At 37.4% G+C, this 24,706-nt stretch carries 28 protein-coding genes; all 28 read left to right on the top strand.

Annotated elements, in window-relative coordinates; translation table 11 throughout:
• Window positions 1–11: 11 nt before the first annotated feature.
• Window positions 12–1,550 (top strand): flippase, encoded by a 1,539-nt coding sequence (locus tag AWW78_RS01660; protein ID WP_047133962.1) that lies wholly within the window; start codon window positions 12–14, stop codon window positions 1,548–1,550.
• Window positions 1,535–2,329 carry a glycosyltransferase family 2 protein gene (locus AWW78_RS01655; protein WP_047133961.1) on the top strand — a complete coding sequence of 265 codons (795 nt, stop codon included), beginning with the start codon at window positions 1,535–1,537 and terminating at the stop codon, window positions 2,327–2,329. The genes AWW78_RS01660 and AWW78_RS01655 overlap by 16 nt, the downstream gene beginning before the upstream one ends.
• A complete protein-coding gene (locus tag AWW78_RS01650; protein WP_047133960.1) occupies window positions 2,320–3,627 on the top strand; it encodes an O-antigen ligase family protein in 1,308 nt (435 codons plus the stop codon). The genes AWW78_RS01655 and AWW78_RS01650 overlap by 10 nt, the downstream gene beginning before the upstream one ends.
• 4 nt (window positions 3,628–3,631) lie before the next feature.
• Window positions 3,632–4,762 carry a glycosyltransferase family 4 protein gene (locus tag AWW78_RS01645; RefSeq protein ID WP_047133959.1) on the top strand — a complete coding sequence of 377 codons (1,131 nt, stop codon included), beginning with the start codon at window positions 3,632–3,634 and terminating at the stop codon, window positions 4,760–4,762.
• On the top strand, window positions 4,746–6,140 hold the full coding sequence (locus AWW78_RS01640; protein WP_047133958.1) for an undecaprenyl-phosphate glucose phosphotransferase: 1,395 nt from the start codon (window positions 4,746–4,748) through the stop codon (window positions 6,138–6,140). Before AWW78_RS01645 ends, AWW78_RS01640 begins: the two co-directional genes overlap by 17 nt.
• 14 nt (window positions 6,141–6,154) lie before the next feature.
• Window positions 6,155–7,261 carry a DegT/DnrJ/EryC1/StrS family aminotransferase gene (locus AWW78_RS01635; protein ID WP_047133957.1) on the top strand — a complete coding sequence of 369 codons (1,107 nt, stop codon included), beginning with the start codon at window positions 6,155–6,157 and terminating at the stop codon, window positions 7,259–7,261.
• A gap of 13 nt (window positions 7,262–7,274) precedes the next feature.
• Window positions 7,275–8,033: a polyprenol monophosphomannose synthase gene (locus AWW78_RS01630; protein WP_047133956.1), complete on the top strand. Its 759-nt coding sequence runs from the start codon at window positions 7,275–7,277 to the stop codon at window positions 8,031–8,033.
• A complete protein-coding gene (locus AWW78_RS01625; RefSeq protein WP_075426024.1) occupies window positions 8,023–9,726 on the top strand; it encodes a glycosyltransferase in 1,704 nt (567 codons plus the stop codon). Before AWW78_RS01630 ends, AWW78_RS01625 begins: the two co-directional genes overlap by 11 nt.
• The gene (locus tag AWW78_RS01620; RefSeq protein ID WP_176696219.1) at window positions 9,713–10,021 is read left to right on the top strand and encodes a sugar transferase; all 309 of its coding nucleotides are present in this window, start codon (window positions 9,713–9,715) and stop codon (window positions 10,019–10,021) included. The genes AWW78_RS01625 and AWW78_RS01620 overlap by 14 nt, the downstream gene beginning before the upstream one ends.
• 2 nt (window positions 10,022–10,023) lie before the next feature.
• Window positions 10,024–10,980, top strand: a complete 957-nt coding sequence (locus AWW78_RS01615; RefSeq protein ID WP_047133955.1) for an acetyl-CoA carboxylase carboxyltransferase subunit alpha — start codon at window positions 10,024–10,026, stop codon at window positions 10,978–10,980.
• Window positions 10,977–11,408 carry an acyl-CoA thioesterase gene (locus AWW78_RS01610; RefSeq protein WP_047133954.1) on the top strand — a complete coding sequence of 144 codons (432 nt, stop codon included), beginning with the start codon at window positions 10,977–10,979 and terminating at the stop codon, window positions 11,406–11,408. The genes AWW78_RS01615 and AWW78_RS01610 overlap by 4 nt, the downstream gene beginning before the upstream one ends.
• 4 nt (window positions 11,409–11,412) lie before the next feature.
• Window positions 11,413–11,577, top strand: a complete 165-nt coding sequence (locus AWW78_RS01605) for a Trm112 family protein (RefSeq protein ID WP_075426022.1) — start codon at window positions 11,413–11,415, stop codon at window positions 11,575–11,577.
• Between the two features lie 12 nt (window positions 11,578–11,589).
• Window positions 11,590–12,450 carry a carboxylating nicotinate-nucleotide diphosphorylase gene (gene nadC, locus AWW78_RS01600; protein ID WP_439646984.1) on the top strand — a complete coding sequence of 287 codons (861 nt, stop codon included), beginning with the start codon at window positions 11,590–11,592 and terminating at the stop codon, window positions 12,448–12,450.
• A 5-nt stretch (window positions 12,451–12,455) separates the two neighbouring features.
• The gene (nadB, locus tag AWW78_RS01595; RefSeq protein ID WP_047133953.1) at window positions 12,456–14,069 is read left to right on the top strand and encodes an L-aspartate oxidase; all 1,614 of its coding nucleotides are present in this window, start codon (window positions 12,456–12,458) and stop codon (window positions 14,067–14,069) included.
• A gap of 65 nt (window positions 14,070–14,134) precedes the next feature.
• Window positions 14,135–14,857 (top strand): phosphoribosylformylglycinamidine synthase subunit PurQ, encoded by a 723-nt coding sequence (gene purQ / locus AWW78_RS01590; protein WP_047133952.1) that lies wholly within the window; start codon window positions 14,135–14,137, stop codon window positions 14,855–14,857.
• A gap of 26 nt (window positions 14,858–14,883) precedes the next feature.
• The gene (locus tag AWW78_RS01585; protein WP_047133951.1) at window positions 14,884–15,087 is read left to right on the top strand and encodes a twin-arginine translocase TatA/TatE family subunit; all 204 of its coding nucleotides are present in this window, start codon (window positions 14,884–14,886) and stop codon (window positions 15,085–15,087) included.
• A 28-nt stretch (window positions 15,088–15,115) separates the two neighbouring features.
• Complete coding sequence (locus AWW78_RS01580) at window positions 15,116–15,538, top strand: Sec-independent protein translocase subunit TatA/TatB (protein WP_075426021.1); 423 nt, start codon at window positions 15,116–15,118, stop codon at window positions 15,536–15,538.
• The gene (gatA, locus tag AWW78_RS01575; RefSeq protein ID WP_075426020.1) at window positions 15,535–16,980 is read left to right on the top strand and encodes an Asp-tRNA(Asn)/Glu-tRNA(Gln) amidotransferase subunit GatA; all 1,446 of its coding nucleotides are present in this window, start codon (window positions 15,535–15,537) and stop codon (window positions 16,978–16,980) included. The genes AWW78_RS01580 and gatA overlap by 4 nt, the downstream gene beginning before the upstream one ends.
• A 60-nt stretch (window positions 16,981–17,040) precedes the next feature.
• Window positions 17,041–18,021, top strand: coding sequence for a succinate--CoA ligase subunit alpha (gene sucD / locus AWW78_RS01570; RefSeq protein ID WP_047133950.1), 981 nt, complete (start codon window positions 17,041–17,043; stop codon window positions 18,019–18,021).
• 10 nt (window positions 18,022–18,031) lie between these two features.
• The gene (gene ndk / locus AWW78_RS01565) at window positions 18,032–18,457 is read left to right on the top strand and encodes a nucleoside-diphosphate kinase (RefSeq protein WP_047133975.1); all 426 of its coding nucleotides are present in this window, start codon (window positions 18,032–18,034) and stop codon (window positions 18,455–18,457) included.
• Between the two features lie 54 nt (window positions 18,458–18,511).
• Entirely contained in the window at window positions 18,512–19,744 is a 1,233-nt protein-coding gene (locus tag AWW78_RS01560; protein WP_047133949.1) for an exo-beta-N-acetylmuramidase NamZ family protein, read from the top strand.
• 13 nt (window positions 19,745–19,757) lie between these two features.
• Window positions 19,758–19,922: a hypothetical protein gene (locus AWW78_RS10495; RefSeq protein ID WP_176696218.1), complete on the top strand. Its 165-nt coding sequence runs from the start codon at window positions 19,758–19,760 to the stop codon at window positions 19,920–19,922.
• A 113-nt stretch (window positions 19,923–20,035) separates the two neighbouring features.
• Window positions 20,036–20,491: a type II 3-dehydroquinate dehydratase gene (locus AWW78_RS01555; protein WP_047133948.1), complete on the top strand. Its 456-nt coding sequence runs from the start codon at window positions 20,036–20,038 to the stop codon at window positions 20,489–20,491.
• Window positions 20,488–21,174 carry a TIGR02253 family HAD-type hydrolase gene (locus tag AWW78_RS01550; protein ID WP_047133947.1) on the top strand — a complete coding sequence of 229 codons (687 nt, stop codon included), beginning with the start codon at window positions 20,488–20,490 and terminating at the stop codon, window positions 21,172–21,174. Before AWW78_RS01555 ends, AWW78_RS01550 begins: the two co-directional genes overlap by 4 nt.
• Window positions 21,171–21,542: a holo-ACP synthase gene (gene acpS, locus AWW78_RS01545; protein WP_047133946.1), complete on the top strand. Its 372-nt coding sequence runs from the start codon at window positions 21,171–21,173 to the stop codon at window positions 21,540–21,542. The genes AWW78_RS01550 and acpS overlap by 4 nt, the downstream gene beginning before the upstream one ends.
• A gap of 33 nt (window positions 21,543–21,575) precedes the next feature.
• The gene (locus tag AWW78_RS01540) at window positions 21,576–23,396 is read left to right on the top strand and encodes an AMP-dependent synthetase/ligase (protein WP_047133945.1); all 1,821 of its coding nucleotides are present in this window, start codon (window positions 21,576–21,578) and stop codon (window positions 23,394–23,396) included.
• Window positions 23,377–24,168 carry a protein-disulfide reductase DsbD domain-containing protein gene (locus AWW78_RS01535; protein ID WP_047133944.1) on the top strand — a complete coding sequence of 264 codons (792 nt, stop codon included), beginning with the start codon at window positions 23,377–23,379 and terminating at the stop codon, window positions 24,166–24,168. Before AWW78_RS01540 ends, AWW78_RS01535 begins: the two co-directional genes overlap by 20 nt.
• A gap of 12 nt (window positions 24,169–24,180) precedes the next feature.
• On the top strand, window positions 24,181–24,706 hold a 526-nt coding region (locus tag AWW78_RS01530; protein ID WP_047133943.1), incomplete at its 3' end, for a redoxin domain-containing protein.

The following is a 24,706-nucleotide window of genomic DNA, read 5'->3' as shown; positions in this document are numbered from 1 at the left end:
TCCCCATCTGTATGCAAAAAGAGCATTTAACACCTGATTTTTCTTCTATAAGAAAGTTAATCGCCAAAAACACATTTTTTAATTTTGTTGGTCAAGTTCTTCCGATCATTGCTGCGATTTTGGGGGTTCCAATCTTAATAAAGTATCTTGGCACTGAGAGATTTGGTATACTTTCAATTCTTTGGATGTTGATGTGGTATTCAACGATGCTTGATCTTGGCCTCGGAAGGGCAACGACAAAGTTTGTTGCTAATGCTTTAGCCCGAGGGGAATTTGAAAATATTTCTAAAATAGTTTGGACATCAGTTTTAATGCAGGTAATCATCGGAATTGCGTTAGCAATAGTTTCCCTATTTTTAACACCATTTATTGTTGAGAAGGTGTTAAAGATAAGCCCGGGACTAATTTCTGAGGCAAGGACTTCATTTTATCTTATTTTTCTTTTTACCCCGATTATCTTAGTGAGTACATCTCTTCAAGGTGTCTTGGAAGCTTACCAACGCTTTGATCTTATAAATTTTGTTTTAGCTCCAGTTAAAATTGGTGTTTTAATTTTATCAATTCTTGGTGCGGTTTTAAATTTGAAGTTGACGGGGATAGTGGTGCTCTTAATAATGATGCGGGTTTTGATGATTTTTACTCTTTTCGCTCTTGATTTGAGAATCTGTCCAGCTTTAAAAAGCAAGTTTAAATTCGATTTAAAGCTTTTGTCAGAGTTATTTTCCTTTGGGGGTTGGATTACTGTGGTGAATATCGTTAATCCAATTTTGATTTATATTGATAGATTTTTGATAGGTGCGATTTTATCTGTCGGTGTTCTGGCTTATTATACAGCACCGTTTGAAGTGGTTCAAAGGTTGTGGATAATACCCGCTAGTTTAGTTATAACTTTATTTCCAGCTTTTAGTTTATTGGACGGGCAGAGGCAAAATGATGAAATTTCAAATTTGTTCTCAAAGTCGGTTCGTTTAACTTTTGTTATACTTTTTCCAATTGTTTTCGTGTTATCATTTTTTTCTTTCGAAATTTTAAAGTTGTGGCTTGGCTATGATTTTGCGGTTAATAGTTCAAATGTTTTTAAATTTCTTGCCTTCGGCATTCTAATTAATTCAATAGCTGGTTTTCCTGCGATTTTATTGCAGGGGGTTGGAAGACCTGATATAACGGCTAAGGTTTATCTTGGTGAACTTATTCTCTATGTTCCTTTTATTTCATTTTTGATTTATAAATTTGGGATCTTGGGGGCAGGGGTTGGATGGATGTTGAGACAAGTTGTTGATTCACTTTTGTTGTATGGAATAGTCTTTAAAAAGGAAATCGTTGCTTGGAATAAACTTTTAAATCAGGGGAGTTTCTCTGTTTTCTCCATTTCGATAGTTATAGCTCTTCTTGCCTTTGCCAGTGGTGCGTGGAATTTATTGTTAAAGTTTGTTATGGCGCTTTTGGGACTTGTAATATTTAGCTCCGTGGCTTGGATTAAGGCACTTGAACAAAGTGAGAGAGAAAAATTTAAAAGTAAATTGTTGGCGTTCTTATGGATGCACCGGTAAGTGTTATAATCCCGTGTTATAATGGTAAAGATGTAATTGAAAGGGCAATTCGCTCAGTTTATGAACAAACATGGCGACCCGCTGAGCTGATCGTCGTTGATGATGGCAGCGAGGAGGAAACAGTTAAATTTTTGAGGGAGCTTGAAAAAAGATATAATGGGTGGATGAAGTTAATCGAACTTGGTAAAAATTCTGGAGGACCTAGTATACCGAGAAACGTTGGGTGGGATGCTGCTACGCAACCTTATATTGCTTTTTTAGATCAGGATGATGCTTGGGTTAGACATAAGGTTGAGATACAACTTAATTTTATGCTCAACAATCCAGAATTTGATTTCACTGGACATAATATGAAAATTGCCACCGATTATCATGAACCCGAATATAATTTAACGAACTTTAAATGGAAAAAGGTTTCAAAAAGAAAAATTTTACTGAAAAATTATTTTTATACGAGTACAATGATGTTAAAGAGAGATTTACCATTTCGTTTAGAGCCAAGTTTGAAGTATTGTGACGATTACCATTTATGGATTCGATTGTTGCTATCTGATTATAAAGGAATATATATTGATTTACCGTTGGCTTTAAAGTTCAAGCCCCATTTCGGGCATAGCGGGCCTTCGGGGGAATTGTGGAGGATGGAAAAAGATGAGTTAAAAGTTTACTTTGACTTATTAAAGAATAAGATGATCAGCGGGCTTGTTTTCCCATTTTTAATTACATTTTCACTTTTGAAATTTATAAGAAGAGCTGTGATAAGTTTAAAATGGAAATAACCACCGAGAACAAATATACTCCAGCGGTTGATTTACAAAATGTTATGCTTGCTTTTGCTTTATTTACGCCTTTGATTGGAATGTTTGTGAATTATTATGCGATGTGGGTTGTTATGTTTATGTTTGGTTTAATGTGGATTTTATTTACAAGCAAAGAAGCAAACGCTGGTTTAATGTTTTTATGGGGGTTGGAGTTTGAACCCGCTCCAGTTGATTTCATTTTCGCTGGGTCGTGGTTTAAAAGGATTATGAAAGGTGATTTCAAGTGGCTTTCGCATCCAGCTTTACATTTATTGCTTGCATACATTGTTCTTAACTTACTCCAAATCTTTTACTCAAAAAATTTTTCTAGAGGAGTATTTTTCGGTGCTGTGACAATATACACTATCTCACTTGCGTTTTATTTTTCAAGCTATATTAAAGATGCAAAAATTTGGGCTGAAGTTAGGCGATTCTATTTAATTGCAGTTTATATATCTGCAATTGTTCAGGTGCTAATGATTATTCTGATGTTAATTCAAGGCAGAGTAGGAAGGCCGTCTGGTTTCTTTAAAGATCCAAATGTCCTCGGTGCTTTTGTGGTGACGGGCGCTTTATATGCGATGAATAAAATTCTATTTGGGGAAAGAAGGGAGATATTGAGGTATACATTGGTTTTTTTGTTTTTGCTTATATCTATTGTTTTAACTTTTTCGCGAGGTTCTTTATTAAATTTAATAGTTGGGATTTTTTTTCTTGGTTTTGTGTCTTTGATAACAAAAAGAAGCAAAAGATTTTTCGCTGTTTTTAGCGTTGCTTTAATTGTTGCTATATTATCTGTACCTGTTATTCTTGAAGTTTTTCGGCAAAGTTTTAGATTTAGAGGTGCCCAATGGTATGATATATACGGTAGGGCTATGGCGTGGAAGGCTGGTGTTGAACTTTTTAAATCATATCCACTTGGAATAGGACCCGGACAATTTGAAGATTACTCTTTAGATTATCAGAAATCGATGGGTGGAGCGATGCTTAGATTAACACCTTCTGCACACAATTTTTATTTAAGAGTTTTGGCTGAAAATGGAATTATTGGTTTAACGCTGGTGATAGGCGCTTTGGCGACAGCATCGCTTGTTTTGGTCAAGTCAAGGAGAATTATCTATTCAAGTGATATTTCATGGATATTTAGCTGCTTAGTAGGAATAGTCGTGCAAAGTTTTGTAATAGATACTTTACATTGGCGCCATTTTTGGATCCTTTTTGGGTTTTTGATTTCATTAGTTAACTTAAATCATGAAGAAAAAACTCTGAAAAGTTAAGAACATGAAAATTTTGTATGTTGTGACATCGGCTGGTTTTGGAGGTGCCTCTATGCATGTTTTGCAATTGATGAGGTATATGAGAGGCCTGGGGCATTCTGTTGGTCTTGTTTCCGCGCCGGAGCCTAGGTTGGTTAGAGAGGCGAGGGAAATGGGAGTCGAGATTTTTCAAAATCCATATTTCGTTAGGCGTCTTCACTTGGTAAATGATTTAAGGGCTTTTATACCTGTGTATAAAGCGATAAAAAAATTTAAACCCGATATAATCCATGCTCACAGTTCAAAGGCTGGAATTATCGCTAGATTTTGGTCCGCAGTCTTAAATGTAAAACCCGTGGTTTTTACGGCTCATGGTTGGGTTTTTACAGAGGGAAAAAAGTTTTGGAAAAGATGGCTCTTGGCTCAAGTTGAGCGAGTCGCTTCAATCGTGACAACGAAAATAATATGCGTATCAGAACATGATAGGGAACTTGCTATAGAGTTTAAAGTTGCTCCGCCTGAAAAGTTACTCGTGATTCACAACGGCGTTGATCCATCTTTGTTTCAAAATATTGTGAAATCACAACCGCATAACGATAAACCCATAGTTACATTTGTTGGACGACTTGCACCACCCAAAGATTTGTTCTTTTTAATTGATGTCGCTGAAAATATAGATAATGCGGTGTTTTGGATTGTTGGTGATGGAGAATTGCGAGAGAAAGTACAAAGATATGTTTCTAAAAAGGGTTTAACCGATAGAATCGTCTTATGGGGGGAAAGATATGATATACCTGAGATTTTTTCTAAAACGGATATTTTTGTTTTACCATCTAGATGGGAGGGGTTACCCCTGACTATCATTGAAGCAATGATGGCTGGATTGCCTGTTGTGGCTTCTAATGTTGGTGGTGTGCCTGAGTTAGTTGAAGATGGAGTAAATGGTTTTCTTGTTCCTCCTGGTGACATTGTAAAGTTTACAAAAGCGCTTCAAACTTTGATTGAAAATGAAACCTTGCGCAAAGAAATGGGTGAGGCTGGAAGAGCAAAGGCAATGAAAAATTTTAGCCTTGATAAGATGCTTTCGAAAACTGTGGAAGTATATTATGAGCTTTTAAAATCAAAAGAACCTGTTGAAAATGTCAAAGACTGCTGAAAAAGTACTGGTGATTTCCATTGATATTTTGATGCTGTTTTTGGTATGGTATGTTTATTACTTGATTCGCGTTGAGAGTGGCTTATTTTCTTATTATGTAAGACCTGAATTTTGGGGTCCAATGTTAATCATCACAGCTTATTGGCTTGTCATGTTCTGGTTGTTTGGTTTATATCAATCGTGGTATGCTAAGTCGAGGCTTGACGAAGTTATCACCATTTTGAAAGCAGTTACATTTGGAGTGTTCGTTCTTTTCTTCGCTATTTTTATTGATGATATTTCAACTAATTCGCCAGCAAACTCGAGGATACTGATTTTAATTTATTGGTTTTTAATGATGTTTTTTATACCCGCGGGACGTATTGCTGTGAGAACCTTGCAGAGAAAATTGCTCGAAAAAGGTATTGGGTTAAGAAATACATTAATTGTTGGATTTAACGAAAAAGGAAAGGAGATTTTTGACCTTTTGGAAAGATATCCAGCGCTTGGGTATAAAGTCGTTGGATTCATTAGAACTGATAAACGAAAGGGGGGTGAACATAAAGGTGTTAGGGTACTTGGATCAGTTGAAAAGATCAATGATGTCATAAGGGAACACGATATAAAAGAAATAATTTTTGCGCTTGATTCATCTGAACACGGAAAACTTCTTGAGGTAATTGGAAGGTGCGATGAAGATGTTGGATTTAAAATTGTTCCCGATCTTTATGATGCGATAAGTGGGCAGGCTCGAACGAATCAAATTTATGGCTTTCCACTTATTGAAATCATGCCTGAGTTGATGAAACCTTGGGAAAAAGTTGTGAAAAGGTTGATTGATATAGTTGTGTCGTTGATAATTCTTTTGGTTGGATTGCCGATATGGATTTTGATCGCAATTTTGATAAAAATAGATTCGAAGGGTCCAGTGATTTACAAGCAAGAAAGGGTCGGTAAAGATGGAAAGATTTTTACATTATACAAGTTTCGTTCTATGTTTGAAAATGCGGAAGCACTTACTGGTCCAACTTGGGCGATGAAAAATGATCCAAGGGTGACGCGCGTAGGAAAAATATTAAGAAAATTACATCTTGACGAAGTACCGCAGTTTTTTAACGTCTTGAAAGGAGATATGAGTTTAGTAGGTCCAAGGCCTGAAAGACCTATGTTCGTTGAGGAACTTTCAAAAAAAATACCGCTTTATAAACGCAGGCTAAAAGTCAAACCTGGAATAACTGGGTGGGCTCAGATTAAGTATAAATATGATGAGTCAATCGAAGATGTTAAAAAGAAGTTGCAGTATGATCTATTTTACATTGAGAACATGTCACTTCGAATGGACTTGAAAATTCTCGCTTATACAATTTTACATGTTCTTTCAGGAAAAGGGCAAACTTAAAAAGGAGAATCTTTATGGAAATTCCAATTTTTACCCCTGTTAGACAGTATATGAACTTAAAAGAGGAAATTGATTCCGCTATTCAGAAGGTTTTAAGTAAAGGCAATTTCATACTTGGTGATGAGGTAAAAGAATTTGAGGATAAGGTTGCTCAGTATCTTGGGGTTAAGCACGCTATTGGTGTTGCATCTGGGACGGATGCTCTTCAAATTGCTTTAATGGCGATTGGTTTAAAGCCTGGGGAAGAGGTGATAACGACACCTTTCACATTTGTCGCAACTGCTGAAACGATAGTTTTGCTTGGTGGGAAACCTGTCTATGTTGATATTGATGAAAAAACATACAACATAAATCCAGATTTAATTGAGGAAAAGATAACTGAGAAAACAAAAGCAATTATACCTGTGCATCTTTATGGACAGCCTGCGGAAATGGATAAAATTCTCGATATTGCAAAAAGATACAATCTTTATGTAATTGAGGATTCAGCGCAAGCATTAGGCTCTGAATATAAAGGTAAAAAGGTGTGCACATTTGGAGATATCGCATGCATAAGTTTTTTCCCAACTAAAAATCTTGGTGCCTTTGGAGATGCTGGGATGATCGTAACGGATGATGATGAACTTGCTGAAAAAATAAGAATGATAAGGGTTCATGGCTCGAAAGTAAGATATAATCACGAAATCCTTGGTCTTAACAGTCGGCTTGACACATTGCAAGCGAGCGTGCTTCTTGTGAAGTTAAAATATCTTGATTCTTGGAATGCCAAAAGAATTGAAATAGCAAAAAAATATAACGATGCATTTAAAGATCTTGATGATGTTGTCATTCCATATTCGGAGGCGTACAATAAACATATTTACCATCAATACACAATAAGGACAAAAAGACGTGATGAGCTTGCTAAATTTTTGAGGGAGAAAGGAATTCAAACTGCGGTTCATTACCCGATTCCCCTTCATCTTCAAAAAGCATTTTCACACCTTGGATATAAACAAGGTGATTTTCCGATCTCAGAGCAATATTCAAATGAGGTTCTTTCCCTGCCGATGTTTCCTGAATTAAAGGATGAAGAAATTGATTATGTAGTTGAGTCAGTAAAAGAATTTTTTAAAAGATAACAGTTAATCATCCATGCGTGCTCTTGTCATCATTCCAACTTATAACGAAGCGGAAAATATAAAAGAATTAATCCCAGCGATATTGAAGCAAGAGGCTCTTGTTCCATCTTCTGTCAAGATAGATGTTCTTGTTGTTGATGATAATTCGCCTGATGGGACAGCCGATGTTGTTAAGGAACTTAAGAAAAAGTTTTCGGGGAAAGTTCATTTGATTGAAAGAGAAGGTAAGCTTGGACTTGGGACAGCTTATGTTGAGGGATTTAAATTCGCACTGAAAGAAGGATATGATTTCGTTTTTGAAATGGATGCTGACCTTTCACATGATCCGAAGGAAATACCTAATTTACTTAAAGGGGCGCTTGATAGTTATGATATCGTTATCGGCTCAAGATATTCGCATGGTGTTTCTGTTATGAACTGGCCCATGAGAAGAGTTTTGTTAAGTTATTTCGCAAATCTCTATGCGAGAAAATTGACAGGGGTGCCAGTTAAGGATTTAACAAGTGGGTTTAAATGTATCTCAAGAAAGGTTCTTGAAAAGATCGATCTTGACAAAATAAGATCAAATGGTTACGCTTTTCAGATAGAGTTAACGGTCAAGGCGTATTACAAAGGTTTAAAAATCGTTGAGCATCCGATAATTTTTGTTGAGAGAAGATCTGGTGTGTCAAAGATGAGTAAAAAAATCGTCCTTGAGGCGTTTTTTATGGTCATTAGACTTGCCTTCTTGAGAATTTTAAAATTTTTCAGAAAGAAGAAAAATGGAAGTTGATCTTTCCATAATTATTGTCAATTACAATGTTAAGGATTTTCTTGAAAACGCTCTTAGATCGATTGAAAAGGCTATTGAAGGTATAAGTGCAGAGGTGTTTGTTGTTGACAACGCCAGTGAAGATGGAAGTGTTGAAATGGTTAAACAGAAATTTCCTTGGGTTAAAGTAATAGCAAATAAACAAAATCTCGGATTCGCTAAAGCAAATAATCAAGCGTTAAAGATAGCGAAAGGTAAATACATACTTTTGATAAACCCTGATACAATAGTTCAGGAAGATACATTTAAAGTTTTAATTTCTTTCTTTGAATCCCATCCTGAGTGCGGTATGGCTGGGTGTAAAATTCTAAACCCTGATGGAACGCTCCAACTTGCTTGCAGAAGAAGTTTCCCAACCCCGTGGGTTGCGTTTACGAAGATGGTCGGTTTATCAACTCTGTTTCCAAAAAGTAAGATTTTTGCAAAGTATAACCTAACCTATCTCGATCCAGATGTGATAACGGAAGTTGATGCGGTTAGCGGTTCATTCATGATGATAAGAAGGGAAGTTTATGAGCAAGTTGGGGGGCTTGATGACGATTTCTTTATGTATGGTGAAGACATCGATTGGTGTTATAGGATCAAAAAAGCGGGATGGAAAATTTACTATGTTCCGTTGACCCAGATAATTCACTTTAAGGGGGAAAGCACAAGGCGAAGCAACATAGATGAAATTCGAGTTTTTTATGATGCTATGAGAATTTTTGTTCGGAAGCATTACAGGGAATTTGCGTTGCTTGGTTTAATTTTAAAAGTGGGTATAGTTGTCCGTGGTTTAATTGCAATGCTTGGGAAGTTTATTAAAAGTTACTGGGATATGGTCGTTGATGTGTTCGTTGTCTTGATTTCTTTTATGGTTGGGGAATTTATCAGGTTTAATGCAATTTTTGCTCTTCCAAAATATGCTTATCCAGAGGTTTTAATCGTTCCACCGTTGGTTGTATGGTTTTCTCTTTATTCTTTTGGGGTCTATACAAATAGAAAGTTTTCGATCGGTTTTTCTTTACTTGGTGTTTGGTTTTCTGCACTTATTTTGTCAACTATGACTTTTTTCTTTAAACAGTATGCTTTTAGCAGGATGATAGTTATCGTTATGACGGTTTTTAATACATTTTTCATCCCTGGGTGGAGGCTGGTTTTAAGAATTTTTGGGAAAATTCCTTTTGTGAATATACATATCATTGCAAAAAGAGTTCTAATCGTTGGCACTGGGAGTAGGGCTGTTTCGCTTATCAAAAGATTAAAGAGAAAAACAAGTGAAAATGTGAAGATAGTAGGGATAGTTGATTACGATTTAAGAAAACTTGGCCAGAAAATTGATGATGTTGAAATAATCGGGAGCATAAATACAATTGAGAAGGTAATCCGAGATAAAAAGGTTAACGATGTGATTTTTATAAGCGATGATTTGCCTTATTCCGAGATATTTTCAATAATAAGCCGTGTAAAGGACAAGAATGTTAACTTCAAGCTTGCCCTCGTTAGTTCAGACTTGGTTTTAAGCAAGGCAAGCATTGATTCACTTGACGATGTTCCTGTGCTTGATATTGATTACAACATTAATAAGTTTTTGAATAAGTTCTCGAAGAGAATTTTTGATATTTTTTTTGACAATCCCGCTTTTGATTTTTGTCTATCCTTTGGTATATTTTAAAAAGATTTTCGGTAGAGAGATTGGTAATTTTGGAAATAAGATTTTGCTTTTGCCGAAAGTTTTGACAGGGAAACTTAGTTTAGTTGGTCGGCCTCTTGATTCACCAGATGGTCAGGATTATTTAGGGAAGAAAGGTTTAACAGGAATAGTTCAGATATCGGAGGCTGAAGATCTTTCTAAGGAGGAGATTGAAAGGTTGAATACTTTTTATGCTCGAAATCAATCGCTGGCGCTTGATATTGAGATTTTAATCAGAACTTTAATACGATTGTTTTCAAACAAAAAGAAGATTTAAGAATGTCAAAGTTCGTTCTTGACTTTGAAAAACCTATCATTGAACTTGAACAAAAAATCGAAGAAATGCGAAGATTTGCTAATAGCGGAGGCGTTGATTTAAGCGAAGAGATAAAAAATCTTGAGAATAAAGTTGAGGAGCTGAAGAAAAACATTTATTCAAATCTCACACGCTGGCAGAAGGTTCAGATAGCAAGGCATCCAGATAGACCTTACCCACTTGATTACATTTATCTTATGATGAACGATTTTGTTGAATTGCATGGAGATAGATATTTTGGTGATGACAAAGCGATGATCGGGGGATTTGCACGGCTTGATAACAGAACTGTTATGGTTATTGGAACTCAGAAAGGTCGTGATACGAAGTCAAATCTTTACAGAAATTTCGGGATGCCACATCCAGAGGGATATAGAAAGGCGTTGAGATTAATGAAGCTTGCGGAAAAGTTTAATAAACCAGTTATAACTTTAATAGATACACCTGGGGCTTATCCAGGAATTGGAGCTGAGGAGCGAGGTCAAGCGGAAGCAATTGCAAAAAATCTTTTTGAAATGGCGAGGCTTCAGGTTCCGATTATTGTCGTTATAATTGGGGAAGGCGCAAGTGGTGGCGCACTTGGGATTGGGGTTGGAGATAGAGTTTTAATGCTTGAGCATGCGTGGTATTCAGTTATTGCGCCAGAGTCATGTTCAAGTATATTGTGGAGAAGCTGGGATTATAAAGAGCAAGCGGCTGAGCAGTTAAAACTTACGGCTCAGGATTTGATAAAGCTTGGTGTGATCGATCGAATAGTTCCTGAACCACTCGGGGGAGCACATCGCGATCATAAGGAAGCAGCGAGGATTTTGAGGGAAATTTTAATTGAAGAGCTTGAGGCACTTTCAAATATTAAGCCGAAAAAACTTGTTGAGATGAGGATAGAAAAATATAGAAAGATGGGATTCTGGGAGGAATGATAAAGCACATTTTTAAAATCAGGGTTAGATATTCAGATACGGATCAAATGAAGTTTGTTTACCATGCTAAGTTTTTTGAGTATTTTGAATGGGCAAGAACCGAACTTTTGAGAGATTATGGTTTGCCATATAGTGAGATTGAAAGGATGGGCTATTTAATTCCTGTGCTTGAAGCATACGCAAAATTTAGAAAGCCAGCATATTACGATGATTTATTGAGAATTGAAACATACATGAAGGAAATTCCAAATTTAAAATTTAGGCTTGAATATGAAGTTTATCGTGATATTGACGATGAGTTGATCGCTGAGGGATATACAGAGCATGTTTTTCTCGATGCGAAGACGTATAAACCTGTTAAACCACCTGATGTTTTTATGAATTTTGTGCTTGAGCAATTTAAATCGTGTAAAAACAAAAACTGTTAATTTTATGCTTGATAAAGAACTGCTAAAAATTCTCGCATGCCCTAAATGCAAAGGGGATCTTGAATATATTGATGAGCCTGAATCGCTTGTTTGTAAGAAGTGCGGTAAAAGTTATGAAATAAGGGAAGGCATTCCAATTTTACTTGTTGAAGAAAACAATGATGAATGAGGGTGGATCGAGGTGAGAAATTTCTCTGTTGAAGAGCAAATAGCTGAAATAGTGAAGATGGCATTGGTTGAAGATGTCGGTTATGGTGATATAACTACGATGTCTGTAATAGGTGATGAGTTTATTGAGGCAAAAGCTGAATTTCTTGCCAAAGATGATGGCGTTATCGCGGGGATCGATGTTGTATGGATTGTGTTTAAGAATGTTGATCCAAGTTTAAATTTTATCCCAACTGTTTCCGATGGGGATTTTGTAAAAAGGGGCGATATCATTGGTGTTGTAAGTGGGGATGCTAGAAGTATTTTAACATCTGAAAGGGTTGCGCTTAATTTTCTTCAAAGGATGAGCGGAATTGCAACGCTTACGAGAAAGTTTGTTGAGGCGGTAAAAGGGACAAAAGCAAAGATAACCGATACGAGAAAGACTGCTCCTGGACTTAGATTGATTGACAAACTTGCGGTTGAAATTGGTGGAGGGGTAAACCACAGATTTGGATTATACGATATGATTTTGATAAAGGATAATCACATAGCGATCGCTGGTGGTATTGAGAAAGCAATTGAGAGATGCTTAAAGTATGTGAAAGAAAAAAATATCGATTTAAAAATTGAGGTTGAAGCGCAAAGTCTCGAAGATGTTAAAAAGATTTTAAAATTTGATGAAGTTGATAGAATTTTGCTTGATAACTTTAGCATCGATGATTTGAAAACAGCAGTTGATTTGATTGGCGGTAAACTTGAAGTTGAAGCGTCTGGTGGAATTACGCTTGAAAATGTTCGTCAAGTTGCTGAAACGGGAGTTGATTATATATCGATTGGTATGTTAACTCATTCTCCAAAAGCACTTGATATTTCACTTGAAATAAAAATTTAGATTCCATGGAGATAGTCTCTGATTTTCTTGTAATTGGTAGTGGGATTGCGGGTTTGTTCTATGCTTTGAAGGTTGCGGATCACGGTCGTGTTGTTATAATAACTAAGAAGGAAAGGGCAGAATCAAACACAAACTATGCTCAGGGTGGGATTGCATCTGTTTTCTCGCCTGATGATTCTTATGAGCTTCACATTCAGGATACTTTGAATGTCGGGGCGGGGCTTTGTAATCGTGAGGCGGTTGAAATTATGGTTTATGAGGGACCAAAAAAGGTTGAGGAGCTAATCCAAATTGGGGTTGAATTCACACGGACGCAAAATGGAAGGCTTGATCTTGGAATGGAAGGTGGACATTCAAGAAAAAGAATTGTTCATGCTAAAGATCTAACAGGGCGGGAAATTGAAAGGGCACTTCTCGAAAAAGTTTTAAGTCATCCAAATGTAGAAATATTTGAACATCATGTGGCGATTGATTTGATCACTGAACATCACCTTGTTGGAATTGATAAAAGTAAGAAACTTGACAATATACATTGCTGGGGAGTTTATGCGCTTGATGCCAGAACAGGTCAGGTTAAAAAGTTTTTGTCTAAAGTTACAATGCTTGCGACGGGTGGGTTGGGTCAAGTTTACATTCATACAACTAATCCCGCCATAGCCACTGGCGATGGGGTTGCGATGGCTTACAGAGCTGGGGCAAAAATTGGAAATATGGAATTTATCCAATTTCATCCGACGACGCTTTATAACTCCGGCTCCCCAGCTTTTTTAATATCTGAGGCTGTACGCGGGTTCGGTGGAATTTTAAGGACGAAAAAAGGAGAGGATTTTATGAAAAAATATGACCCGCGTGGTTCTCTTGCTCCGAGAGATGTGGTTGCGCGAGCGATAGATTCTGAACTTAAAAAATCTGGGGATGAATACGTTTACCTTGACTTAACTCATCTTGACCCAGATAAAGTTAAAGATAGATTTCCGCACATTTATGAGAAATGCCTTGAATTTAAAATTGATATAACAAAAGAACCGATTCCTGTTGTCCCAGCGGCTCATTATTCTTGTGGAGGTGTTGTTACGGATTTATGGGGTAGAACTTCCATAGTTGGGCTTTACGCTGCGGGTGAGACTGCAATGACAGGTGTTCATGGTGCAAATCGCCTTGCGAGCAATTCACTTCTTGAAGCTCTTGTTTTTTCAGATAGGGCAGCTTCAGATTCAGTTAAGTTCGTCAGAGAAAATTTCTTTAAGTTTCCTGATATTCCGGATTGGGTTGACACAGGAATATTCAATATGGAGGAATGGGTTTTAATTTCACATGATAAAAAGGAAATTCAACAATTGATGTGGGATTATGTTGGGATTGTGCGTTCCACACTGAGACTTGAACGAGCGAAAAGAAGGATTGAACTTATAGCAAATGAGATAGAGGAATTTTATAAAAAAACAAAAGTAACTGCTGACATAATTGAGTTAAGAAATCTTGCGACTGTTGCGTTGCTCATCATTCGCTCTGCTTTAATGAGAAAAGAAAGTCGGGGGCTCCATTACACCACGGATTATCCATACCGAGATGACGAAAACTGGCTTAAAGATACAATAATTCAAGACATTCGGATTTAGGGGGTAATTTTTATTTTGTTCATTTTTTGTTAAATTTGAGCAGAAAAATATAAAGCAATGTGAATATGCCATCAAAACTTAAATTTGGCGTTGTTGTTTTTCCGGGCTCGAATTGTGATTATGATACTTACTTCGTTTTAGAGAAAATTTTTAATCAAGATGTTAAGTTCATCTGGCATAAAGATAGAAGCGTTGGAGATGTTGATGTTGTAATTTTGCCGGGTGGATTTTCGTACGGTGATTATTTAAGACCTGGAGCGATCGCGAGATTTTCGCCGATTATGGAAGATATCATTAGGTTTGCAAACCGAGGTGGTAAGGTTTTGGGGATTTGTAATGGTTTTCAAGTTCTTGTTGAAGCGGGGCTTTTGCCAGGGGCGTTGCTGAGAAATTCATCTTTGAGATTTGTTTGTAAGTATGTTTATGTTAGAGTTGAGAATAACGATACATTTTTTACATCGCTTTGTGATGAGGGTGAAGTTTTAAAACTTCCTATCGCTCATGGTGATGGAAATTATTATGTTGATGATGAAACCTTGAAAAAGTTAATTGATAACAACCAAATAGTTTTCAGATATTGCGATAGGTATGGAAATGTAACAGAGGAATCAAATCCAAATGGTTCAATTTATAACATCGCTGGGGTGATAAATGAAGAAGGTAATGTTCTCGGGATGATGCCACATCCCGAAAGATGCTCTGAGCCGGTGCTTGGTTGCACAGATGGTGCAAAGATTTTTAACTCTTTAATTCATTCTCTTTTGTTTACCGAGGAATTTTTTAAATGAAAGCAAAACTAAAAAGGTGATTTATTATGTTTGGACTTGGATGGCAAGAATTGCTTTTAATCTTGATCGTTTTGTTGATACTCTTTGGAGGCAAACGTCTTCCTGAGCTTGCGCGTGGGCTTGGCAGTGGGATAAAGGAATTTAAGAAAGCACTTCGCGAGGATGAGTCAGCTCAGGGTGAAAAACCAAAGGAAATTGAGCAAAAAGGCGAGAAAAAGGAACAGGTTTAAATAATCTGCCAATGGAGGAGGTGTTGGTATGTTTGATAACATTGGATTTGGTGAGCTTCTTGTAATAGCGTTGTTTATTTTGATATTTTTTGGACCAAAAAAAATCCCCGACATTGCAAGGACATTAGGTAAAGCCGTTCGTGAATTCAGGAAAGCGATGCAGGATGTTCAAAGCGAGATTCAAAGTGTGACAGGAATTGATTTAAATTCTGAACTCACTTCTTCTTTCCCGTCTCAACCAGAAGAAAAATCTACTTCGACTGAGCTTGATGATTTGAAATTTGTAAAGGCAGATGAGCACCCTTCTGAACCTGTCAATGTCGATGCAACAAATGAACTGAAGCCTGGGAAGAATGATAAGCCCAAGGCTCCAAGGAAAAAAGAAGTTAAAAAAACCAGCCAAGGTAAAAGAAATGTTGCTCGGGTGAAAACAAAATCAAAGAAAAGATGACGATCACCAAGAAATTTGACGTTCTAACCTATGATCAGATAAGAGAAAAACTTCTCTCGGGGGAATTAACTTGTGAATCCATTGTTAAGCGATATCTTGAAAAGATCAAAGAGTTTGAAAGGTTAAATGCTTTTTTAAGCGTTTTTGAGAAGAAGGCAATCCAGCGGGCGGTTGAAATAGATGAGAAGATAAAAAACGGTTATGTTGGGAAGCTCGCGGGGATGGTGATTGCAATTAAGGATAATATCTGTGTGAAAGATGAAAAGTGCACCTGCGCTTCGAAGATACTTGAAAATTTTGTTTCGATTTATAATGCAACTGCAGTTGAGCGACTCTTAAATGAAGATGCAATTGTGATTGGAAAGACGAACCTTGATGAATTTGCGATGGGTTCGTCAACTGAAAATTCCTATTTTGGACCAACATTAAATCCTTATGATGAAGATAGAGTCCCCGGGGGTTCAAGTGGTGGTAGTGCTGTTGCCGTTGCAGCTGGGCTTTCAACGACTGCACTTGGTTCTGATACCGGCGGTTCAATAAGACAACCAGCAGCGTTTTGCGGGGTTTATGGCTTAAAACCAACTTATGGGAGAGTGTCGAGATTTGGTTTGGTGGCTTTTGCTTCGTCGTTTGATGTGATTGGTCCATTTGGAAATTCAACAAAAGATGTAGCGCTTGTTTTACAGGTTATTGCTGGGCGTGATGAAAATGACTCAACATCTGCGGATGTGCCCGTGCCTGATTATTTGAGTTATCTTGATAAAGATGTTAAAGGTTTAAGAGTTGGAGTTCCCGTTGAGTATTTCGCTGAAGGTTTGGATGATGAAATAAGGGAGGCGATTGAAAAAAGACTTGATTTTTTAAGGGAAAGCGGTGCGATCCTCGAGAAAATTTCATTACCGCACACCGAGTATAACATCCCAACTTATTATATACTTGTCACAGCAGAGGCTTCTTCCAATCTTGCTCGCTATGACGGTGCACGATATGGATATCGCTCTCCACAAGCTAAAAGTTTGTATGAGATGTATGTTAAGTCAAGAAGTGAAGGTTTTGGGGCGGAAGTTAAAAGAAGAATTATGCTTGGAACTTATGTTCTCTCAGCTGGATATTATGAGGCTTATTATCGGAAAGCGCAGAAGGTGAGACGCTTAATAAAAGAGGATTTTGACAAGGCTTTTGAGAAGGTAGATGTTATAATTACTCCGACATCACCAACCACAGCTTTTAAACTTGGCGAGAAAACCGATGACCCTTTGAAAATGTATCTTTCAGATATTTACACTGTCTCAGTTAATCTTGCCGGTGTCCCAGCTATAAACGTCCCCGCTGGATTTGATAGCAAAGGTTTGCCGATTGGAATGCAAATCATAGGCAAACAATTTGATGAAGGAACAATTTTGAAAGTTTCAGATTTTTTAGAGAAAAACTTTTCAGGATAAGTTAACAAATCACCGCAGGTTTTTGCGAAATCCTTTGTAAAAATAAATTTAGACTGAAAAATGGCAATACTTGTTGACAAAAGCACTCGTCTTGTAGTTCAAGGGATCACAGGTGGTGAAGGTTCATTTCACACAAGACAAATGATCGAATATGGAACAAATGTCGTCGCTGGAGTTGTCCCGGGCAAAGGTGGAACATTTTTTGACGACAAAATTCCAATTTTTAACACCGTTCGTGAGGCTGTTGAAAAGGAAGGAGCAAATACTTCTATTATTTTTGTTCCTGCTCCATTTGCTCCCGATGCAATAATTGAAGCAGCGGATGCCGGCATAAAAGTTATAGTTTGCATAACCGAAGGGATACCCGCAAAAGATATGATTCAAGTGTATGAATATCTTAAACACACAAATTCGCGTTTAATAGGTCCAAATTGCCCAGGTGTGATTTCGCCTGGCAAGGCAAAAGTTGGGATAATGCCCGGATTTATTCACAAAGAGGGCACGATTGGTGTGGTTTCAAGAAGTGGAACATTGACCTATGAAGCGGTGAAGCAGTTAACAGAGCTTGGCTTTGGTCAGTCAACTTGCGTTGGCATTGGCGGTGATCCTGTTATTGGGTCTAAATTTACGGATATAATTAAACTTTTCAACGAGGATCCGGAAACCGAGGCAATTGTGATGATCGGTGAAATTGGAGGAACTGCGGAAGAGGAAGCAGCGGAATTTGTCAAGAATTATGTTGATAAACCAGTTTTTGGATTCATTGCCGGAAGAACCGCTCCACCGGGAAGAAGGATGGGGCATGCAGGAGCTATAATTTCGGGTGGAAAAGGGACAGCACAGGAAAAGATGAAAGCACTTGCTGATGCTGGAATTCATGTGATAGAAAATCCAGCGGTTATAGGTGAAACTGTGAAAAAAATTTTGGGTGAAAAACCGAAGAGGAAAGTTTTTGTTATGTCATCTTCATCAAGAAAAGCAACGCAAAAGAAGAAAAGAAAAAGTTCGACAAAGAAAAACAAATCAAAAACAAAATCTTGAGCAAAGCTTGGTGGAAAGAACACTTGCAATTCTCAAGCCTGACTGTGTGAGGAAAAATTTAATCGGCAAAGTTATATCACACATTGAAGAAGCTGGATTTAAAATTGTTGCTTTAAAAATGCTTAAGTTAACTGTTGAACAAGCGAAGGCATTTTATAGTGTCCACAAAGAAAAGCCATTTTATAATGATCTTGTTAAATTTATGAACTCTGGCAAGGTTGTCGTAATGGTCCTTGAGAAGGATAACGCGGTTAGTGATTTTAGGGAACTTATCGGTGCAACTGATCCAAAGGAGGCGAAGGAAGGCACCATAAGAAGATTATATGCTGATAGCAAGCAAGAAAACATTGTTCACGGTTCGGACTCGGTTGAAAATGCGAAAATTGAAATTTCATTTTTCTTTTCCGAGAGCGAGTTAATCTCTAACGAAAGTTAGAAATCTTGCCGTGGGCTGTTGCCCCGGCTTTTAATAATTAATTCAAATGCAAATATGAAGAAAATAATCATGTTAAGCATTTTGCTCTTAAATTTATCTCTGTCTCAAAGTAACCGCGTTAAAATAGGTGCCGAAGTTTTTCTTGAAAAGTATCTTGACATTATAAAAGGCAAAAAAATTGGCATCGTCACGAATCATACAGGAGTTTTGCCTGACGGCAGGCATATCGTTGATGTTTTAAATTCAATTCCAGATGTTAAGATCGTAGCCCTTTTCGGTCCCGAGCATGGGATAAGGGGAGAAGTTCCAGACGGTAAGAGCATTTCACATGGTGTTGATACGAAGACAGGGATAAAAGTTTATTCCCTCTACGGCGAGGTTAAGAAGCCAACCCCGGAGATGCTTAAAGATATTGATGTGTTAATTTTTGATATTCAAGATGTCGGGGCAAGATTTTATACTTACATTTCCACGATGAGCTATTGTATGGAGGCATGCGCTGAACTTGGGAAAAAGTTTATCGTTCTTGACAGGCCAAATCCAATTCGTGGTCTTTATGTGGATGGTCCGGTGCTCGCGCCAAAGTTTAAATCTTTCGTCGGGCCTCATCCAATTCCAGTTGCGCATGGGATGACAGTTGGAGAACTTGCGAAGTTGTTTAATGAAGAGGGATGGCTTGAAAATGGTGTGAAGGCTGATCTAACGGTGATAAAAATGGAAAATTACTTAAGAAAGATGTGGTTCGATCAAACAGGTTTACCATGGGTTAAACCATCTCCAAATATGATGACGCTTAATACCGCCATCGTTTACACCGCAACATGTTTCATCGAAGGGACAAATGTATCTGAGGGAAGGGGAACTGCACATCCTTTTGAATGGATCGGTGCGCCTTGGATCGACGCTCAAAAATTGGCAAATGAACTTAACTCTTATAATCTGCCTGGGATAAAATTTGAACCGATTGAATTTACACCTGTTGACATTGAAAAGGTTACAATTGACCCGAAATACGAAGGTCAAAAGTGTTATGGCGTTTTTTTAAATGTTTACGATCGCGAGAAATTTGAACCTGTCAAAACTGCAGTTTATATTCTTTACACTTTGAAAAAAATGTATCCTACGGAATTCAAATGGAGAACGGCGGGTCAGGATAGATTGTGGGGGACGGACAGAGTTAGATTGATGATCGATGAAGGCAAGAAGCCTGAGGAAATAATAAAATCATGGGAGAATGAGTTGAAAAATTTTCTTAAGGTGAGAGAGAAACACTTGATTTACAATTAAAGTGCAATTGTTTATGAAAAGGCGAAAGCCCGAAACAATACTTAAAGAACTTGAAGAGTTTGTCAAAGGGTTGGGCATAACTTTAAGATATGAACGTGGGGATTTTGAAGGGGGATATTGTGTTTTAAAAGAACAAAAGATGATAGTGATAAATAAGCTTGCAAATACTCAAAAATGAATTTCGTTGCTTTCCCAGAGCATTGTTGAGATGGGGATTGATGAAAATTTGATGGATGAGAATATAAAAAACATAGTTGAAGAGGAACTTGCAAAGTTAAAGGTGCTCAAAGAATGAAAATACTTATAATTCACGGTGCAAATTTAGGTATACTTGGGAAAAGGGAGCCGGAGATTTATGGGACTTTAACACTTGACGAAATCAACGGAATTTTGATGAGTGAGTTTCCCAATGTTGAATTTGAATTTTTCAATTCAAACTTTGAAGGTGAAATTGTTAACAAGTTAAATTCGCTCATTGATTCGGATTTTGACGGCGTTGTTATAAACCCAGGGGCTTTCACGCATTATTCCTACGCGATAAGAGATGCCATATCTGCTTTGAAAATACCTGTTGTCGAGGTACATCTTTCAAATATATACGCTAGAGCACAAAGTGGGGAAACCTTTCGTCAAATAAGTGTAATCGCGCCGGTCTGCAAAGGATATATTGCAGGTTTCGGGCATTTAAGTTATATTTTAGGAGTAGAAGCGATTTTGAAATTAATCGAAAAGCAAAAAGCAAAATGATTAAGGCAGTTATATTTGATCTTGATAATACGCTTGTCGATTTTATGACGATGAAAAAACAAGCAATCGAGTCGGCTATAAATGCGATGATCGATGCTGGTTTGAAAATTTCACCTGAGGAGGCAAAGCAAAGGATCGATAGAATTTATCGTGAAAAGGGTATAGAATATCAACAAGTGTTTGATGATTTCCTAAAAGAAATTTATGGTAAAGTGGACTACAAAATTCTTTCTGCTGGGGTTGTTGCCTATAGAAGAGCCCGCGAAGCAGCACTTGTCCCATATCCGCATGTTTATATGACTTTGACCACTCTTTTAAAAATGGGATTAAAGCTTGCTGTTATTTCCGATGCCCCTGCTCGTGAGGCGTGGTTGAGGTTGTGTTATTTAAACTTTCATCATATCTTTGATCATGTAATTACCTTTGACGATACTGGTGAAAGAAAACCGAGCCCGGTTCCATTCCTTAAAGCATTGGAGCTTCTAGGGGTTGAGCCCCACGAAGCCATAATGGTTGGTGATTGGGCTGAAAGGGACGTTGTGGGAGCGAAGAAAGTTGGAATGAAAACGGCTTTCGCAAGATATGGTGATACATTCAACACGCAAAATCCAGAGGCAGATTATGAGTTGAATGATATAACTGAGTTGATAGATATAATCAAAAAAGAAAACGGTTGGGAATGATAATGGGTGTAGGAGTTGACATAGTTGAGATAGAAAGATTTAAGAACTTGACAGAGCGATGGGGGGAACATTTTCTTAAGAAAATTTTTACACAGCGTGAGATAGATTATTGCCTTTCAAAAAAGAACAAATATCAGCACCTTGCCGGAAGATTTGCAGCAAAAGAGGCGATAAGCAAAGCAATATCAACTGGATGGAGTGGAATTTTTAAATGGAAAGATGTTGAGATTTTAAATGACGAATACGGCAAACCAGAGGTCATTCTTTATAACCAACTTAAGGCTCAATTCGAGTCCTGCTCATTTCATATTTCAATTTCCCACTCTCTAAATTATGCAGTTGCATTTGCAGTGGTTGAGCGCAATTAAAGAGCTAATCAAACTAAATAAGGAGGTTTAGGTATGCCGGTTGTGAAACCCTTTTCTACAATTGCAGAAATGTTTGATGTCATAACCCGCCATTTTATTGATTCAGACAAGCCGGCTTATCTTTATAAAGTTGCCGGGGTTTATAAACCACTTTCATACAAAGAATTAAGGGAGATGGTTGAGCTGACAGCGTGCGGGCTTGCTGCACTTGGTTTAAATAAGGGGGACAAATTTGGAATCATTTCTGAAAACAGGATTGAATGGATAATAGTTGATTTTGCGATGACAACCACTGGGATAATAGATGTTCCTGTTTATCCCACCTTGACAGCTAAGCAGGTTGAATATATTTTCAACAACGCTGGGGTTAAAGGAACTTTTGTGTCAAACCAAGTTCAACTTTCAAAAGTTGAAAAAATTTATGACCAGGTGAAAACACTTGATAAAGTTATCATCTTTACAGAGAAAGGAATCACAGCTCCGGATTATCTTTTGAGTTTGAGAGAACTTATGGAACTTGGAAGAGATTTTAGAGAAAAAAATCCAGATTACTGGGTAAATAGGATCAGGGAGGTAAAGCCTGAAGATGTTTTAACTATAATTTACACTTCTGGAACTACGGGTGATCCCAAAGGTGTTGTTCTTACACATAAAAATCTTGTCTCAAACATCTTAAGTGCGACTCAAGTTATCCCGATGACGCCGGAGGATACATTTCTCTCATACCTTCCATTTTCGCACTCATTTGAAAGGATGGCGGGATTTTATGCGGCATTTGCTTGTGGTGGAATCGTTGCATTAGCTGAAAGCATAGATACAATTGCACAAAATTTGCTTGAGGTAAAGCCAACTATTATGACATCTGTTCCGAGGTTGTTTGAAAGGCTTTACAACAGAATAATAAAAGGAGTTGAATCGGGACCTGCGATAAGGAAGAAAATTTTTTACTGGGCTCTTGATGTTGGAAAGAAATATGTTCAGGCAAGTAAAAAGGGTAAAGTTCCAGCTTGGCTTAAATCTCAATATGCGCTTGCAAATAAGCTTGTATTTTCAAAGTTGAAAGAAAGAATGGGCGGGCGAATCAAATTCTTTGTTTCAGGTGGAGCTGCGCTTGCTAAAGAACTTGGCGAATTTTTTGAAGCTCTCGGGATTAAAATTGTTGAGGGATATGGATTAACGGAAACATCCCCGGTTTTGACTGTGAATAGGTTGGATGATTATAAATTTGGAACCGTTGGGAAACCAATTCCGGGGGTAGAGATAAAAATTGCTGAAGATGGTGAAATTCTCGCCCGAGGTCCAAATGTCATGCAAGGTTATTACAACAATCCGGAAGCAACAGCTGAGGTCATTGAGAAGGATGGTTGGTTTCATACCGGTGATATTGGTTATTTCGATGAAGATGGTTTTCTTGTTATAACTGATCGGAAAAAGCATATTTTCGTCAGCTCAGGTGGAAAAAATATAGCACCCCAACCGATAGAAAGTTTGTTGATTCAATCAAGTTACATTGATCAAGCTGTTGTGATTGGCGATGGTAAACCGTTTTTAACTGCTTTAATTGTTCCAGATTTTGAAGCGATAAAAGATTATGCGAAACAACATGGAATATCATTCCAGGATGAAAAAGAGCTAATTCACAGGGATGAGATTTACAGATTGTTTGAAAGGGAGATTAAAAGGATAAATAAAGATCTTGCCCAGCACGAACATATAAGAAACTTCCGATTGCTTGATAAACCATTTACAATAGAAGATGGTGAATTAACTCCGACATTAAAGGTCAAAAGGAAAGTTGTTGAGCAAAAGTATAAAGAACTAATTGATCAAATGTATGAGGAACTTGGTGTTTAGTTTGATTCTTTTGATAATTATGTTTCAAAATTTAATGTCATCGCAGGAGAAAAATTTAGTTAAAGCTGAGATCATTTCTAATTGGGATGGTGTTTCCAATGAATTTTTCCTAGGTGTAAAATTTTCTATTTCCCCCGGATGGTATATTTACTGGCAAAATCCCGGCGATGCTGGTCTTGCCCCTGAAATAAAATTAACATTGCCTTCGTCTTTAAAAGCTGGTGAGATTTTGTTCCCTATGCCACGAAAGATAACACATGGTGATATAATTTCGTATGGCTATTATAACGAGGTTGTCCTTTTGATACCGGTGAAAATTGTTTCAAAGGAAAAATTGGCGAAATCAAGCATAATTGAAGCTAAAATTAACTGGCTTGTATGTAGCGAAAGTTGCGTTCCCGGGGGCACGACGATTAAATATACACTGAGAAAGGCAAAGAAAACTGAGATAGCATTGATCAAAAAATATAAAAATTTGTTGCCTCGGGATTTTGAGAGCTCTGGGTTAACTGTTAAAAACTTTAGAGTTGAGCGAAAGGGAAATTTAAATTTGATTAAAATTGAATTTGCTGGGAATAGGGCAGGTCAAGTGGTTGATTTTTATCCTAATTTAATTAAAGAATTTTTGGTTGATTTGAAAAGCATAAATGTGAAAAATGGAACGGTGGAGTTAACGGCTATGCCTTCATCAGCAGATGCAAAGTTGAACTTTTTAAATGGTATTGTCGTCATAAATGGTGAAGGTTATGAATTAAATTTAAAACTAAAATAAGGAGCTCCCGCTATGAAGTTAATGCAAATCATAGGGTTGTTAGCGATAGTGTTTGCATTCACACATGCTTCAGATGATAAGAATAAAGTTAATGTTGGTGATGTTGTTAGTGATTTCGCTTTGACTGATTTAAATGGTAAACTTGTTAAGTTGTCTGATTTCAAGGGTAAAGTTGTGGTTCTCGAGTGGACAAATCCGAATTGTCCGTTTGTTCAGCGTGTTTATAGGGAAAAGATAATGACATCGGTTCAAAAAGAGTTCACGCAGAAAGGCGTTGTATGGATTATTATAAACTCAACGAATCCAAAACATAGAGATTACAGAGAGCCGAAGGAGTTAAAGAAGATTTACGATGAGTGGAGTGCAACTTACACTGCTTACTTGATGGATCCGGATGGCAAGGTTGGAAAAATGTTTGATGCAAAGACAACGCCACATATGTTCATAATAAATAAGGATGGTAAACTTGTTTACGCTGGTGCAATTGATGATGATCCGAGAGGCGAGAAGAAGGAGAAAGTTAATTATGTAAAGAATG

Source organism: Candidatus Kryptonium thompsonii (assembly GCF_001535985.1).
Classification (GTDB): domain Bacteria; phylum Bacteroidota; class Ignavibacteria; order Kryptoniales; family Kryptoniaceae; genus Kryptonium; species Kryptonium thompsonii.
This window is presented reverse-complemented; position numbering and strand designations above follow the sequence as displayed.

Coding starts and splice junctions, on each gene's coding strand:
- AWW78_RS01660 (WP_047133962.1), top strand. CDS start 12: ATGCAAAAAGAGCATTTAACACCTGATTTTTCTTCTATAAGAAAGTTA.
- AWW78_RS01655 (WP_047133961.1), top strand. CDS start 1,535: ATGGATGCACCGGTAAGTGTTATAATCCCGTGTTATAATGGTAAAGAT.
- AWW78_RS01650 (WP_047133960.1), top strand. CDS start 2,320: ATGGAAATAACCACCGAGAACAAATATACTCCAGCGGTTGATTTACAA.
- AWW78_RS01645 (WP_047133959.1), top strand. CDS start 3,632: ATGAAAATTTTGTATGTTGTGACATCGGCTGGTTTTGGAGGTGCCTCT.
- AWW78_RS01640 (WP_047133958.1), top strand. CDS start 4,746: ATGTCAAAGACTGCTGAAAAAGTACTGGTGATTTCCATTGATATTTTG.
- AWW78_RS01635 (WP_047133957.1), top strand. CDS start 6,155: ATGGAAATTCCAATTTTTACCCCTGTTAGACAGTATATGAACTTAAAA.
- AWW78_RS01630 (WP_047133956.1), top strand. CDS start 7,275: ATGCGTGCTCTTGTCATCATTCCAACTTATAACGAAGCGGAAAATATA.
- AWW78_RS01625 (WP_075426024.1), top strand. CDS start 8,023: ATGGAAGTTGATCTTTCCATAATTATTGTCAATTACAATGTTAAGGAT.
- AWW78_RS01615 (WP_047133955.1), top strand. CDS start 10,024: ATGTCAAAGTTCGTTCTTGACTTTGAAAAACCTATCATTGAACTTGAA.
- AWW78_RS01610 (WP_047133954.1), top strand. CDS start 10,977: ATGATAAAGCACATTTTTAAAATCAGGGTTAGATATTCAGATACGGAT.
- AWW78_RS01605 (WP_075426022.1), top strand. CDS start 11,413: ATGCTTGATAAAGAACTGCTAAAAATTCTCGCATGCCCTAAATGCAAA.
- nadB (WP_047133953.1), top strand. CDS start 12,456: ATGGAGATAGTCTCTGATTTTCTTGTAATTGGTAGTGGGATTGCGGGT.
- purQ (WP_047133952.1), top strand. CDS start 14,135: ATGCCATCAAAACTTAAATTTGGCGTTGTTGTTTTTCCGGGCTCGAAT.
- AWW78_RS01585 (WP_047133951.1), top strand. CDS start 14,884: ATGTTTGGACTTGGATGGCAAGAATTGCTTTTAATCTTGATCGTTTTG.
- AWW78_RS01580 (WP_075426021.1), top strand. CDS start 15,116: ATGTTTGATAACATTGGATTTGGTGAGCTTCTTGTAATAGCGTTGTTT.
- gatA (WP_075426020.1), top strand. CDS start 15,535: ATGACGATCACCAAGAAATTTGACGTTCTAACCTATGATCAGATAAGA.
- sucD (WP_047133950.1), top strand. CDS start 17,041: ATGGCAATACTTGTTGACAAAAGCACTCGTCTTGTAGTTCAAGGGATC.
- AWW78_RS01560 (WP_047133949.1), top strand. CDS start 18,512: ATGAAGAAAATAATCATGTTAAGCATTTTGCTCTTAAATTTATCTCTG.
- AWW78_RS10495 (WP_176696218.1), top strand. CDS start 19,758: ATGAAAAGGCGAAAGCCCGAAACAATACTTAAAGAACTTGAAGAGTTT.
- AWW78_RS01555 (WP_047133948.1), top strand. CDS start 20,036: ATGAAAATACTTATAATTCACGGTGCAAATTTAGGTATACTTGGGAAA.
- AWW78_RS01550 (WP_047133947.1), top strand. CDS start 20,488: ATGATTAAGGCAGTTATATTTGATCTTGATAATACGCTTGTCGATTTT.
- acpS (WP_047133946.1), top strand. CDS start 21,171: ATGATAATGGGTGTAGGAGTTGACATAGTTGAGATAGAAAGATTTAAG.
- AWW78_RS01540 (WP_047133945.1), top strand. CDS start 21,576: ATGCCGGTTGTGAAACCCTTTTCTACAATTGCAGAAATGTTTGATGTC.
- AWW78_RS01535 (WP_047133944.1), top strand. CDS start 23,377: ATGAGGAACTTGGTGTTTAGTTTGATTCTTTTGATAATTATGTTTCAA.